Annotated in this window: 13 protein-coding genes; 8 read left to right on the forward strand and 5 right to left on the reverse strand. The window is 70.0% G+C overall.

Annotated features, from left to right (window positions below):
- Window positions 1-21 precede the first annotated feature (21 nt).
- Together ACZ6JS_RS06025 and ACZ6JS_RS06030 are read right to left on the reverse strand one after the other, a co-directional pair.
- On the reverse strand, window positions 22-1161 hold the full coding sequence (locus tag ACZ6JS_RS06025) for an alpha/beta hydrolase (protein ID WP_469296425.1): 1140 nt from the start codon (window positions 1159-1161) through the stop codon (window positions 22-24).
- A gap of 238 nt (window positions 1162-1399) precedes the next feature.
- Window positions 1400-2056 carry a TetR/AcrR family transcriptional regulator gene (locus ACZ6JS_RS06030; protein WP_469296088.1) on the reverse strand — a complete coding sequence of 219 codons (657 nt, stop codon included), beginning with the start codon at window positions 2054-2056 and terminating at the stop codon, window positions 1400-1402.
- Window positions 2057-2425: 369 nt separating this feature from the next.
- On the opposite strand from ACZ6JS_RS06030, the gene ACZ6JS_RS06035 reads away from it, so the two are divergent.
- Window positions 2426-2821 carry a peptidase inhibitor family I36 protein gene (locus ACZ6JS_RS06035; protein WP_469296090.1) on the forward strand — a complete coding sequence of 132 codons (396 nt, stop codon included), beginning with the start codon at window positions 2426-2428 and terminating at the stop codon, window positions 2819-2821.
- Here ACZ6JS_RS06035 and ACZ6JS_RS06040 read toward each other — a convergent pair.
- Window positions 2802-3605, reverse strand: coding sequence for a potassium channel family protein (locus ACZ6JS_RS06040; RefSeq protein WP_469296092.1), 804 nt, complete (start codon window positions 3603-3605; stop codon window positions 2802-2804). The genes ACZ6JS_RS06035 and ACZ6JS_RS06040 overlap by 20 nt on opposite strands.
- A 101-nt stretch (window positions 3606-3706) precedes the next feature.
- Entirely contained in the window at window positions 3707-6439 is a 2733-nt protein-coding gene (aceE, locus tag ACZ6JS_RS06045; protein ID WP_469296094.1) for a pyruvate dehydrogenase (acetyl-transferring), homodimeric type, read from the reverse strand.
- Between the two features lie 472 nt (window positions 6440-6911).
- On the opposite strand from aceE, the gene ACZ6JS_RS06050 reads away from it, so the two are divergent.
- The 6 genes from ACZ6JS_RS06050 to ACZ6JS_RS06075 all read left to right on the forward strand — a co-directional run bounded on the left by ACZ6JS_RS06050 (window position 6912) and on the right by ACZ6JS_RS06075 (window position 11457).
- On the forward strand, window positions 6912-7340 hold the full coding sequence (locus tag ACZ6JS_RS06050; protein ID WP_030841248.1) for a DUF3052 domain-containing protein: 429 nt from the start codon (window positions 6912-6914) through the stop codon (window positions 7338-7340).
- Between the two features lie 184 nt (window positions 7341-7524).
- The gene (locus tag ACZ6JS_RS06055) at window positions 7525-7983 is read left to right on the forward strand and encodes a peroxiredoxin (RefSeq protein WP_469296096.1); all 459 of its coding nucleotides are present in this window, start codon (window positions 7525-7527) and stop codon (window positions 7981-7983) included.
- 139 nt (window positions 7984-8122) lie between these two features.
- Window positions 8123-8698 (forward strand): TerD family protein, encoded by a 576-nt coding sequence (locus ACZ6JS_RS06060; protein ID WP_030657021.1) that lies wholly within the window; start codon window positions 8123-8125, stop codon window positions 8696-8698.
- 177 nt (window positions 8699-8875) lie between these two features.
- Complete coding sequence (locus ACZ6JS_RS06065) at window positions 8876-9451, forward strand: TerD family protein (RefSeq protein ID WP_469296097.1); 576 nt, start codon at window positions 8876-8878, stop codon at window positions 9449-9451.
- Window positions 9452-9484: 33 nt separating this feature from the next.
- Window positions 9485-10597, forward strand: coding sequence for a DUF475 domain-containing protein (locus tag ACZ6JS_RS06070; protein WP_469296427.1), 1113 nt, complete (start codon window positions 9485-9487; stop codon window positions 10595-10597).
- A gap of 119 nt (window positions 10598-10716) precedes the next feature.
- Window positions 10717-11457 (forward strand): TerD family protein, encoded by a 741-nt coding sequence (locus ACZ6JS_RS06075; RefSeq protein WP_469296099.1) that lies wholly within the window; start codon window positions 10717-10719, stop codon window positions 11455-11457.
- Between the two features lie 136 nt (window positions 11458-11593).
- Here the strand turns inward: ACZ6JS_RS06075 and ACZ6JS_RS06080 are convergent, their stop codons facing one another.
- The gene (locus ACZ6JS_RS06080) at window positions 11594-12361 is read right to left on the reverse strand and encodes a TerD family protein (RefSeq protein ID WP_469296101.1); all 768 of its coding nucleotides are present in this window, start codon (window positions 12359-12361) and stop codon (window positions 11594-11596) included.
- A gap of 193 nt (window positions 12362-12554) precedes the next feature.
- Between ACZ6JS_RS06080 and ACZ6JS_RS06085 the strand changes: the two genes are divergently transcribed.
- Complete coding sequence (locus tag ACZ6JS_RS06085) at window positions 12555-13721, forward strand: HpcH/HpaI aldolase/citrate lyase family protein (protein WP_469296102.1); 1167 nt, start codon at window positions 12555-12557, stop codon at window positions 13719-13721.
- The last annotated feature ends 7 nt before the right edge of the window (window positions 13722-13728 follow it).

Raw genomic sequence — 13728 nt, forward strand, 5'->3', positions numbered from 1 at the left:
ATTTCCGCGCCTCTACGCGCGTCAGTCCTGCTCTGTCCCGGAAATTCCACGCCGACACGCGTCGTCGCCGGTCGCGCACACAACGGAACCGAACGCGCCGGTTCCGATCTTGGCGAAGTTGGCCATCGAATCCGTACCTGGCGTGAAATAGCCGGTGTGGCTCTTGGCCCTGGCCGAGGACAGCAGCCGCGCGCCGAACTCCGGGGACACCGGATCGGCGCCGTGGCCCACGCCGCCGACCTCCAGATGGGGCACGTCCGCGATCCAGTCGCCCTCGTCGCGCGTCGCCCAGACCCGCGCCGAGGTGCGCAGACCCGCGACGTTCTCCGCCCGCATGCCGGGGCTGCCCGCCACCACCACGTCCGTCACCCGTCTGGGCAGCTCGTGCGCGGCGACCCCGCACACCACCGACCCGTAGCTGTGGCAGAACAGCGCCACGCTCGAGTTCCCGGGCAGGGACACCGTCAGGGTCTTCAGCCGGACGGCGCCGTCGAAGGCCATCCGGCCGGTGGCGGCGTCCATGCCCACCCCGGTGGGGGCGGTGTAGCCGGCCCAGGCGACGACCGCGGTCCGGCTCTGCGGCGCGGCCTGCCGCTCGGCCTCGTACAGGGCCTCGGCCATCCCGACCGGGGAGGTCAGCCGGCGCTGGGTGCGCTCGAAGGTGAGGAGGTCGGTGTCCACGCCCGGAACGATCACCGACACCCGCTCGGCGCCGTCGAGGTCGCCGAAGACCTCGGCCACCCGGCCGCCGCCGGTGGGGTCGAACGCGAGGATCTGGCGGCCCGGTTCGGCGAGCGAGGCGAAGCGGTGCGCACGCCGGGTGGCCTCGGCCCGGTCGGCCGGGGTCAGCGCGACGTCGTGGCTGCGGGCCTCCTCGACCAGCCGGGCCTCCTCCAGACCGCGCCGGTTGGCCCGGTAGCGGGTGGCGGCGGGCGCCCCGTCGAGGTTGCCGACGACGAACGGGTAGCCGTCGGCGAGGCGGGCCCGCTGGGCGCCGTCGAGGCCGGCGAAGAAGCGGGCCACCGTCCGCACCGGGGCGTCCGCCGGCGGCACCGGGCGGCCGTCCAACCGGGCCTTGGACCAGGCGTCGAGGGCGGCGGCGCGCAGCGGCGTGCCCCCCTCGGGGCGGTGCACGGCCGTCCAGCCGGTGGTCGCCAGCATGACGAAGACGACCGCCAGCGCGAGCAGGGTGCGCAGGGCGGCCGGGCGCGGGTCGGCGCCTGAAACGGTGGTGTGGGCGAGGCCGGGCAGATTCACTGGGACCAGCGTAGGAGACCGATTCCGGGCGCGGCGCGCCGGGTGACACGGTTCACGCCCGACCGTGGGACACCGTGAGGAGCGGCCGGCCGACCCCCGAGACCCGGGCGAAAGATCCGAAATGCCGTCTTCTGGTGGCGGTTCAGCGCCAGTGCCCCGCCAGAGCTGGGCCGATGCCGTCGAGGTAACCGTCCGTCAGTCGGCGGATCGCCTCCACGCTCGTGTCGCCGCCCTGCCCCCAGAGCCGCCCCGTGACCCTCATCACTCCGAAGAACGCCGCGACGGCCACCCGGGGCCGCGGGTCGGCGTCCACGTCCAGCCCCTCGCGGGCGGCGATCAGCCTGGAGATCCGCTCCTCGAGCTCCGTGGAGCGCCGCAGGTGCACCGCGAGCAGAGCCGGGGTGGCCTCGATCAGCCGGTAGCTGCGCAGGTAGAGGTCGACCGGGACCACCCCGCCGAGGGCGTCCTCGACCGTGTCCCACGCGGCGAGCACGGCGCCCCGCAGCGCCTCGAGCGGCCCCTCGGCCGCCGGCCGGGCGTGCAGCTCGGCGACGAAGTGCGAATCCACCAGGTCCTGGACGGCGAAGACGACCTCTTCCTTGTTGGCGAAGTAGCGGAAGAAAGTGCGCTGGGACACGGCCACCGCTGCGGCGATCTCGTCGACGGTGGTGCGCTCGTACCCCTGGGACACGAAGAGCACGAGCGCGGCGCGCAACAGCGCGCCGCGGGTGCGCAGCTTCTTGCGTTCGCGCAGTCCGGCCACCGGCGCGGCCGGCGCCGTCCCCTCGTCGATCGCCACCGCCGGGCTCCTTTCTGACGCCGAGTGGGCGGTCAGAGTACCCGTGACCGACGGCCCGGCGGCCGATTGGCCGAGCCGTGCCGAGCCGTTTGCGAAGGTGTGCCGGGCCGGGTCCGGATGACACGTTCGGGTCGGCCGGGCGGGCCTCCCAGAGCCGCACCGGGCCGGGCGGGGCCGCCGCGCAGGCTCCCGGACGGGTCAACTCCGCGCGCGTGAAAGGACCTCCGGAGGGTTCCGCCGCGGCTGTCGCCTATCAGGATGGACCGGCCCCGAACCTCTTCCGCCCGGGCGTCACCGCAGGTCAGCGTGGTGTCAGCGGAGCACCGGAAGCGGTCCGGGCGCCCGCAGTCCACAAGGAGTTGACCCGTCATGCGTACGTGTGGAACCACGCGCCTCACCACCGTCCTCGCCGCGGCCGCCCTCGCCCTGGCCGCCCTCATCCCGACCAGCGCCGGCCCGGCACACGCCGCGGGCCCGCCGGGCCTCGGGGCCTGCGCGAGCGGACAGCTGTGCCTCTGGGCCAAACCGGACTTCAAGGGCACCCGGCAGACCCACGAGCTGAGCACCCTGGACATCAACAGCTGCACCGCCCTGCCGGCCGGCACCAGCGCCCAGTCGCTGGTGAACCGCACCGGGCGCCCCGTCACCACGTACCAGTCGGCGGAGTGCGCGGAGACCGGCGAGTTCCAGACCTACCCGGGCGACGGCGTCTGGCTGCCCCAGTCCCCCTACCAGGTACGGGCCTTCAAGGTGTGGGAGCGGTAGCTTCCCGCTGCGCCGGGGCGCCCGGCTGCGCGAGGGCGGGCGGGGCCACGGCCGCGTCCGCCGCGCCGCCCAGCCGGGCGACCTCCCCGCGCAGCGCCCGTACCTCCGCCTGGAGCTCGCGGATCGCCGCCAGCTGGAGCCGCTCGGCCTGGTCGTCGCGCTCGAAGCGGGAGATGAACCACGCGGCGATGTTGGCGGTCACCACACCGAGCAGCGCGATCCCGGACAGCATCAGTCCGACCGCCAGGAACCGGCCCAGGCCGGTGGTGGGGGAGTGGTCGCCGTACCCGACCGTCGTCATCGTGGTGAAGGACCACCACACGGCGTCGCCCAGGTTCTTGATGTTCCCGTCGGGTGCGTCCCGCTCCACGCTCAGTACGGCCAGCGAGCCGAACATCAGCAGCCCGACGACCGACCCGGCCACGTACGTCGTCAGCTGGATCTGCGGTGCCATCCGGGCCCGCCGGCCCACCAGCATCAACGTGGCCACGAGCCGCAGCAGCCGCAGCGGCTGCACGAGCGGCAGCACCACGGCCGCCAGGTCCAGCCAGTGGGTCCGCACGAACCGCACGCGGTCCTGCGACAGGACCAGGCGCACCAGGTAGTCGGCGGCGAAGGCCCCCCACACCACCCACTCCACTCGGGTGCAGGCGCCGTGCACCCGTGCGCTCGCGTCCGGCGCGACGATGGGCACGGCGTACGCCACGGCGAAGGCCACGGCGAGGACGAGCAGCGGGGTCTGGGTCCGCCGCTCCCACAGCAGCTGGCGGGATGGTTCCTTCATGCGGAGCATCGTAGGCAACGCGTAAAGAGGCGCGGTCCCCGGCCGAAGCCGGGGCCCGCGCCCAGGACCGCCTACGCGGCGTCACCCCGCCCCAGGCAGGGTCAGGCGTCGCCGCCGGCCGCGCCCGGGTCCGCCGCCGCCACGTCGAGCAGCTGGTACTTGTCGACGGCCTGCTTCAGCACCGAGCGGTCCACCTTCCCCGCCTTCGCCAGCTCGGTCAGCGTCGCCAGCACCACCGACTGGGCGTCGATGTGGAAGAAGCGCCGGGCCGCACCGCGCGTGTCCGCGAAACCGAAGCCGTCCGCGCCCAGCGAGGTGTACGCGCCGGGCACCCACCGCGAGATCTGGTCCGGAACCGACCGCATCCAGTCCGAGACCGCCACGAACGGCCCCTCCGCACCCGACAGCTTCCGCGTCACGTACGGGACGCGCTGCTCCTCCTCCGGGTGGAGCAGGTTGTACTCCTCCACCTCGACGGCCTCGCGCCGCAGCTCGTTCCAGGAGGTGGCCGACCAGACATCCGCCCGGACGTTCCACTCCTCGGCGAGGATCCGCTGGGCCTCCAGCGCCCACGGCACCGCCACGCCGGACGCCATCAGCTGCGCCGGGATGGTGCCCGTGGTGCCCTGCGAGACCCGGTGGACGCCCTTGAGGATGCCGTCCACGTCGACGCCCGCCGGCTCCGCCGGATGCTGGATCGGCTCGTTGTAGACCGTCAGGTAGTAGAAGACGTCCTCGGCCTCGGGCCCGTACATCCGGCGCAGACCGTCCTGGACGATGTGCGCGATCTCGTACCCGTAGGCCGGGTCGTAGGCCACACAGCCCGGGTTCGTCGACGCCAGCAGCTGGGAGTGACCGTCCGCGTGCTGCAGGCCCTCACCCGTCAGGGTGGTCCGTCCGGCGGTCGCGCCCAGGACGAAACCGCGCGCGAGCTGGTCGGCCATCTGCCAGAACTGGTCACCCGTGCGCTGGAAACCGAACATCGAGTAGAAGACGTACACCGGGATCAGCGGCTCGCCGTGCGTTGCGTACGCCGAACCAGCGGCGATCAGCGAGGCCGTGCAGCCCGCCTCCGAGATGCCGTCGTGCAGCATCTGGCCGGTCGGGGACTCCTTGTACGCGAGCAGCAGCTCGCGGTCGACCGCCTCGTACTGCTGGCCCAGCGGGTTGTAGATCTTGGCGCTCGGGAAGAAGGCGTCCATACCGAAGGTGCGGTACTCGTCGGGCGCGATCAGCACGAAGCGCTTGCCGATCTCCTTGTCCCGCATCAGGTCCTTCAGGATGCGGACGAAGGCCATCGTGGTGGCGATCGACTGCTGGCCCGAGCCCTTCTTGGCGGCCGCGTAGGTCTTCTCGTCCGGCAGCTGCAGCGGCTTGGCGCGCACCACACGGGTCGGGACGTAGCCCCCGTGCGCACTGCGCTGGTCGTGCATGTACTGGATCTCGGGCGAATTGCGGCCCGGGTGGTAGTACGGCGGGGCGCCGCTCTCCAGCTGCGCGTCCGTGATCGGGATGTGCAGGCGGTCGCGGAAGCGCTTGAGGTCGTCGACCGTCAGCTTCTTCATCTGGTGCGTGGCGTTGCGGCCCTCGAAGTTGGGGCCGAGCGTCCAGCCCTTCACCGTCTGGGCCAGGATCACCGTCGGCTGGCCCTTGTGCGCCTTGGCCGCCGCGTACGCCGCGTAGACCTTCTTGTGGTCGTGGCCGCCGCGGCCCAGGTGCTGGATCTGGTAGTCGGTCATGTTCTCGACCATCGCGCGCAGCCGCTGGTCGCCGCCGAAGAAGTGCTCGCGGATGTACGCGCCCGACTCGGTGGCGTACGTCTGGAACTGCCCGTCCGGCGTGGAGTTCATCTTGTTGACCAGGATGCCGTCGCGGTCCTGGGCCAGCAGCGGGTCCCAGGAGCGGTCCCAGATCAGCTTGATGACGTTCCAGCCGGCGCCCCGGAACTGCGACTCCAGCTCCTGGATGATCTTGCCGTTGCCGCGGACCGGACCGTCGAGGCGCTGCAGGTTGCAGTTCACGACGAAGGTCAGGTTGTCCAGGCCCTCGCGGGCGGCGATCGACAGCTGGCCGAGCGACTCCGGCTCGTCCATCTCGCCGTCGCCGAGATACGCCCAAACGTGGGACTTGGAGGTGTCCGCGATCCCGCGCGCCTCCATGTACCGGTTCATCCGGGCCTGGTAGATGGCCCCCAGCGGGCCGAGGCCCATCGAGACGGTCGGGAACTCCCAGAAGTCCGGCATCAGCCGCGGGTGCGGGTAGCTGGAGAGGCCGTACGGCGCCTTCGACTTCTCCTGGCGGAACGCGTCGAGCTGCTGCTCCGTGAGCCGGTCCAGGAGATAGGCGCGGGCGTAGATACCGGGGGAGGCGTGGCCCTGGAAGAAGATCTGGTCGCCGCCGTCGCCCTCGTCCTTGCCCCGGAAGAAGTGGTTGAAGCCCACGTCGTAGAGGGAGGCGGAGGAGGCGAACGTGGCGATGTGGCCGCCGACGCCGATCCCGGGACGCTGGGCGCGCGAGACCATGACGGCCGCGTTCCACCGGGTGGCGTTCAGGACCTTGCGCTCGATCTCCTCGTTCCCGGGGAAGAACGGCTCGTCCTTGGTGGCGATCGTGTTGACGTAGTCCGTGCTGCGCATCTCGGGCACGGCCACGCGCTTCTCGCGCGCCCGCTCGATCAGCCGCAGCATGAGGTAGCGGGCCCGTTCACGGCCCCGCTCGTCGACCGCTGCGTCCAGGGAGTCGAGCCACTCCTGCGTCTCCTCCGGATCGAAGTCCGGGACCTGACTCGGGAGGCCGCCAATGATGATCGGATTGCGATCGGATGCGGAAGCCACGCTGTTCCTTCGCTTTCGGGGGAGTCGTACTGAGGCCGTAACTGGGGGGCGCCGCCTCCCATGGTCTTACGCTCGGCCGTAATCGTCATCCGTACCACTGGGTAATCCCTGCGATCGGCGGGGAGACCCGGCAAGGTGTGGACGGGTCCGGTTCCGCGGTGCGGAGTGGCAAGTGCGACCAAATCGCAACCTTACGCCCAGGCCGGTCGCCGACCCCGGGAGGCCGTTCGTCCCTCAAACAGGTAGGAAAGTCCTCATGCGATGCGAATGAGCTGGAATGGTGTGGGATGAATCACCAGAGGTGCACACGGGCACGCTGAAAGTTGCGGCGAGACGGCCGCAATCGTCACCGTTTCGACGGTCTCGGCGGCCGGGTACTTGCGCGATCCGCCGCGCCCGTGTGGACTACGCCCAATGCTGCGCGTACGCGCGCCGCCGAAGACATTCACCGAACATGAGCAGGAGGCACCCCGTGAGCGCGACCGCGGACCACGCGGAGAGCCTGGCCGCCCGGCTGGGTTTCCAGTCCGAACAGGTGGTCCAGGAGATCGGCTACGACGACGACGTCGATCAGGAATTCCGTGACCTCGTCGAAGAACTCGTCGGCGAACTCGTCGACGAGGAGTACGACGACGTCGCCGACGCGGTTCTGCTGTGGTTCCGCGAGGACGACGGCGATCTGACGGACGCGCTGGTCGATGCCACCGAGCTGGTCGAGGACGGCGCACTGATCCTGCTGCTGACCCCCAAGACGGGCCGTGACGGCTACGTCGAGGCCAGCGACATCAGCGAGGCCGCCGAGACCGCCGGCCTCTCGCAGACCAGGAGCGTCAGCGTCGGCAAGGAATGGGCCGCCACCAAGCTGGTGACGCCCAAGACCGCCGCCAAGTCCAAGCGCTGAGCCGCGCCCGCTGCCGAGCGGACACGCTTCCACACCCCGCCGACCAGGTGACCCCGGTCGGCGGGGTGTGTGCGTTTCGTGCCTTCCACGCGTTTCACGGACCCGGGGACGCCCGGTCAGGATCTAGGCTGTGACTCACCCGAACAGCCCAACGCGGGGATGCGGGAACGAAGGGAAACGAGAGATGGCGATCGAGGTCGGCGACAAGGCCCCGGACTTCGAGCTCAAGGACAACCACGGCGCCACCGTGCGGCTCTCCGACTTCCGGGGGGAGAAGGCCGTGGTGCTGCTTTTCTACCCGTTCGCCTTCACCGGCGTCTGCACCGGCGAGCTGTGCGAGCTGCGCGACCAGCTCCCGCGCTTCCAGAACGACGACGTCCAGCTCCTCGCCGTCTCCAACGACTCCGTGCCGACCCTGCGGGTCTTCGGCGAGCAGGAGGGCCTGGAGTACCCGCTGCTGTCGGACTTCTGGCCGCACGGCGAGACCTCGCGCGCCTACGGCGTCTTCGACGAGGACAAGGGCTGCGCGGTCCGCGGCACCTTCATCATCGACAAGGACGGCGTGGTGCGCTGGACTGTCGTCAACGGACTGCCCGACGCGCGTGACCTGAACGAGTACCTCAAGGCGCTCGACAGCCTCTGAGTGCGCCTGCACGGTCCGTTACGTGCAGTTCCCTGCGAAAACCGCTTACAGGCGGGAACCCGTCACTAGGATCGAAACGTTGATCCGGTAGCAACCGCACGACGGGGCACCGCCCCACACAGAACCCAATGGAGGACCCGTGGGAGTCAGCCTCAGCAAGGGCGGCAACGTCTCGCTGACCAAGGCCGCGCCTAACCTGACGGCGGTCATCGTCGGTCTGGGCTGGGACGCTCGCACCACCACCGGTGTCGACTTCGACCTCGACGCCAGCGCGATCCTGACCAACGACCAGGGCAAGGTCGCCAGCGACGCGAACTTCGTCTTCTTCAACAACCTGAAGAGCCCCGACGGCTCGGTCGAGCACACCGGCGACAACACCACCGGTGAGGGCGAGGGCGACGACGAGGCGATCAAGGTCAACCTCGCCGGTGTCCCGGGCGACGTCGCAAAGATCGTCTTCCCGGTCTCGATCTACGAGGCCGAGACCCGCCAGCAGAGCTTCGGCCAGGTCCGCAACGCCTACATCCGCGTGGTGAACCAGGCCGACAACACCGAGCTCGCCCGCTACGACCTCTCCGAGGACGCCTCGACCGAGACCGCCATGGTCTTCGGCGAGCTCTACCGCAACGGCGCGGAGTGGAAGTTCCGCGCCATCGGCCAGGGCTACGCCTCCGGCCTGCGCGGCATCGCGCAGGACTTCGGCGTCAACGTCTGAGTCCGAGAGCAGTTCGTCCGTCCGGCGCCGTGCACTGTGTGTACGGCGCCGGACGCGCTTCCCCCGCACCACCGCATCGCTGTCCCGTCCGCCTGACCGCTCCACCGCACCGCTGCTCCGCCCGCTTCACCGCACCACCGCCACATCGCCGCACCGTCGTCCGGGGAGGACCACAACATGGGCGTCACACTCGCCAAGGGGGGCAATGTCTCCCTGTCCAAGGCCGCACCGAACCTCACCAGGGTTCTGATCGGTCTCGGATGGGACGCGCGCTCGACCACGGGAGCCGACTTCGACCTCGACGCCAGCGCGCTGCTCTGCAACGGCGGCAGGGTGCTGGGGGACGAGTACTTCGTCTTCTACAACAACCTGAAGAGCCCCGAGGGCTCCGTCGAACACACGGGGGACAACCTCACGGGCGAGGGCGACGGCGACGACGAGTCGATCATCATCGACCTGGCCAAGGTGCCGGAGAACGTGGACAAGATCGTTTTTCCGGTCTCGATCCACGAGGCGGACGCCCGCCGACAGAGCTTCGGCCAGGTCAGCAACGCATTCATCCGCGTGGTCAATCAGGCCGACGGTCAGGAACTGGCCCGCTACGACCTCTCCGAGGACGCCTCCAGCGAGACGGCGATGATCTTCGGTGAGGTCTACCGGTACGGCGGCGAATGGAAGTTCCGGGCGGTGGGGCAGGGGTACGCGTCGGGGCTCCGGGGCATCGCTCTAGACTTCGGGGTCAACGTTTCGTAAAGCCTTACAAGACGCATGGGGTGCCAGGTGCCAGTGGTTCTGAAAACCTTCGGCTGGTCGTTCGCCATCACGGCGCTCGGCCTCGCCTTTGCCGCGTGGCAGTGGGGGTGGGAGGCGTTCGGGGTCGTACTGATCCTGTCGATCCTCGAAATCTCGCTGTCCTTCGACAACGCGGTCGTCAATGCCGGAATCCTGAAGAAGATGAATGCCTTCTGGCAGAAGATCTTCCTCACCATCGGCATCCTGATCGCCGTCTTCGGTATGCGGCTGGTCTTCCCGGTGGCGATCGTCGCCATCAGCGCCAAGGTCGGCCCCATCGAGGCGATCGAGCTGGCCCTGGACCACCCCGAGCAGTACGAGGCCCTGGTCACCGACGCCCACCCGGCCATCGCCGCGTTCGGCGGAATGTTCCTGCTGATGATCTTCCTCGACTTCATCTTCGAGGACCGCGACCACAAGTGGCTGGCCTGGCTGGAGCGTCCGCTGGCCAAGCTCGGCAAGGTCGACATGCTGTCGGTCTGCATCGCCCTGATCGCCCTGCTGGTCTCGGCGATGACCTTCGCCGTCAACGCCCACACCAGCACCGGCCACGCGGACAAGTCCGCCACCGTGCTGCTCGCCGGCGTCGCGGGCCTGATCACCTACCTGATCGTCGGCGGCCTGTCCTCGTACTTCGAGGACAAGCTGGAGGAGGAAGAGGAGCGCGAGCACGAGGAGGAGGAGAAGGCCAAGGCCGCGGGCAAGCCCGTCTCCGCAGTCGGCCTGGCCGGCAAGGCCGCGTTCTTCCTGTTCCTCTACCTCGAGGTCCTCGACGCGTCGTTCTCCTTCGACGGGGTCATCGGCGCCTTCGCCATCACCAACCACATCTTCTGGATGGCGCTCGGCCTCGGCATCGGAGCCATGTACGTCCGTTCGCTCACGGTCTACCTGGTCCGCCAGGGCACCCTGGACGACTACGTCTACCTGGAGCACGGCGCGCACTACGCGATCGGCGCGCTCGCCGTCATCCTGCTGGTCACCATCCAGCACGAGATCAGCGAGATCATCACCGGCCTCATCGGCGTGGTGCTGATCGCGGCCTCCTTCTGGTCCTCGGTGCGCCGCAACAAGCGCCTGGAGCTCGAGGGTTCCACCGCCGAGGCATGACCGCGGCGTTAATGCGGAACGCTCCACTGCGGGGCGGTCCGCCGGGTTCACGGACCCGGCGGGCCGCCCCGTTTCCGTAGTCTTCGCGGGGACCAGGGGATCAGGACCAGGGGGTAGGGATGGGCTTCTTCGACGGCATCTTGGGCAGTCGGGCCGTGCAGTTCCAGTCGGGCAGTGCCTCGTCGAACGCGATCGAGCTGACCAAGCGGCAATCGACGGTGTCGCTCACCAGGCAGGGCGCCGTCCACGGCAATCTGCGGGTCAACCTGTCGTGGCGCATGCGGACCTCCGATATCGGCGGCCGCTCCGGCCAGAGCGGCCAGCTCTTCCGCCACCCGTTCCAGCTGTTCAAGCCGGACATGGTGCAGGCGCACACCCAGGGCATGGTCAACGTCGACCTCGACATGGGCTGCCTGTACGAACTGACCGACGGCACCCGCGGCGCCGTCCAGCCGCTGGGCAACCTGCTGGGCGACCTCAACGACCCGCCGTACGTCAAGCTCAGCGGCGACGACCGGTTCGGCTCGGGGTCGGGAGAGACCCTCTACATCAACCTCGACCACGCCGACGAGATCAAGCGGCTGCTGGTCTTCGTCTACATCTACGACCAGACCCCGGCCTTCGACCGGACGCACGCCATGGTCACCCTCTACCCCGTGACGGGCCCGAGGATCGAGATCCCGTTGGACGAGCGGCACCCGCAGGCCCGCTCCTGTGCCGTCGTCTCCCTGGAAAAGGCCAAGGGCGAGCTCGTCGTCAAGCGCGAGGTGAAGTTCGTCTACGGGTTCCAGTCGGAGCTGGACCGGCTGTACGGCTGGGGGCTCCAGTGGGGGCGGGGCTACAAAAGCAGCAAGAGGTGAGCGGAGCCCGCTGGGCCCTCTGAGCCCCAGGTGTTCCCTGAGCCCCGGGTGTTCCCTGAGACCGGGACGTCCCCGGATCCCTCGGAAGCCCGGGGCACCGGAATCGGTTGTGCGCCCGGCCCCGCGCCGACCACCCTCACCGGCGGATGAACTGCGGGCCCTGCGCCGGCAGCCGGAAGGACGGGTCGCCGCCCGGACCCGGCACCGGAGCCGGGGACACCGGCTGCGGGTAGCCGTACGCGGGCTGGGCGGTCGGCGGAGCCTGCGTCGGCGGGGCCATCAGGGCCGTCTGCTCGGAGACGGGGCCCGCCGTGGCGGCCGCGGCGCCGGCACCGGCGCCCGTGTCGGGCTCGGCGGCGTTCTCGTCGACCGAGATCCCGTGGTCGGTCGCCAGGCCGACCAGGCCGTCGGAGTAGCCCTCGCCGAGCGCCCGAAACTTCCACCCCTCGCCCCGGCGGTACAGCTCCCCGCAGATCAGCGCCGTTTCCGCGCCGGTCTCGGGCCGTACGTCGAAGTAGGCCAGCGGCTCGGAGCCGCCGGTCGCCGTGGCGTCGTAGAGCAGGATCCGCAGGTCGCGGACCCGCTCGAAGGGGACGTCCTCGGCCGAGGCGACCACCAGGATCCGGTCCACGCTCGGCGTCACCGTGCGCAGGTCCACCTGGACGGCGTCGGTGATCGCGTCGCCGATCTGCTTCTTGCCGAGGCGCCAGACGGCCCCCGAGGGGTGCCGGGGCTGGTTGTAGAAGACGAAGTCCTCGTCCGAACGCACCCGGCCGTCCGGGCCCACCAGCAGCGCCGAGGCGTCCACGTCCGGCACCTGGGGGCCGCCGGTCCAGCGCAGCACCGCCCGGACCGCCACGGGGGCCACCGGGATGTTCGAGCCCTTCTGCATCGCGTGCGTCATGCATGTCATCCTGCCCTCCCGGGGTGGAGCGGGACAATGCGGCCCCCCGTAGCCCTTGTACCGATCGCGAGAGCTGGGCATGGTGCAAGAGGGTTACCTGAACTTCATGTGCTTGAGGAACTCTTGACTCACGTTCGTACGTACTATTACCGGCCATGCCAGTTGGGCCGCCGAGGTTGTACGGGGGAAGCACATGCGTCACTTTGGGCACGTATCGCCCACGGTCCGTAAGGACCTCTTCCACCAGGAACCGGCGGAATTCACCGGGGCCTCGCCCGCCCGCGTCCTCGCGGCGGCCCTCGGAGCCACCCTCTACAGCCCCGCCACCCGCCCCGCGCTGGCCGCGGACATCCGCAAGCAGGCAGGCCGCGGAGTCGTCTCCATGGTCCTCTGCCTGGAGGACTCCATCAGCGACGCCGATGTCGTCGGGGCCGAGGAGAACCTCGTCCGCCAGTTCTCCGACCTCGACGGCGACGCCGGCGAGCTCCCCCTGCTCTTCATCCGCGTCCGCACGCCCGACCAGATACCGGACCTGGCGCGCCGCCTGGGCCGCTCGGTGCGGCACCTGGCCGGATTCGTACTCCCGAAGTTCGACGAGCGGCGCGGCATCCCCTTCCTCGAAGCCGTCGCGGAGGCGGAGGCCGCGAGCGGACGGGACCGGCTGTATGCCATGCCCGTCCTGGAGACCCCGGAGCTCCTCCACCTCGAAACACGCGTCGAGGCCCTCGCCGGCATCTCCCGCACGGTCAACAGCCACCGCGAGCGCGTCCTGGCGCTGCGTCTCGGCGTGACCGACTTCTGCTCCGCCTACGGGCTGCGCCGCACCCCCGACATGACCGCCTACGACGTCCAGATAGTCGCCGGCGTCATCGCGGACGTGGTCAACGTCCTGAGCAGGGCCGACGGCACCGGCTTCACCGTGACCGGCCCCGTCTGGGAGTACTTCCGCAGCCAGCAGCGCCTCTTCAAGCCCCAGCTGCGCCGCAGCCCCTTCCTGGAGGAGGGCGTCGAGGAACTGCGCACCGCGCTGATCGAGCACGACCTGGACGGGCTGCTGCGCGAGATCGAGCTCGACCGGGCCAACGGGCTGCTCGGCAAGACCTGTATCCACCCCGCCCACGTCCCGCCCGTGCACGCCCTGTCGGTCGTCTCCCACGAGGAGTTCTGCGACGCCCAGGACATCCTGCGGCCCGAGCGCGGCGGCGGCGGAGTGATGCGATCCGCTTATACGAACAAAATGAATGAGGTGAAGCCCCACCGGGCCTGGGCCGAGCGCACCATGCTGCGCGCCGAGGTCTTCGGTGTGGCGAAGGAGCAGGTCGGCTTCGTCGACCTGCTCACGGCCGGTCTCCAGGTGTGAGCGGGCC

The sequence above is a fragment of the Streptomyces sp. NPDC046349 genome (assembly GCF_055587885.1).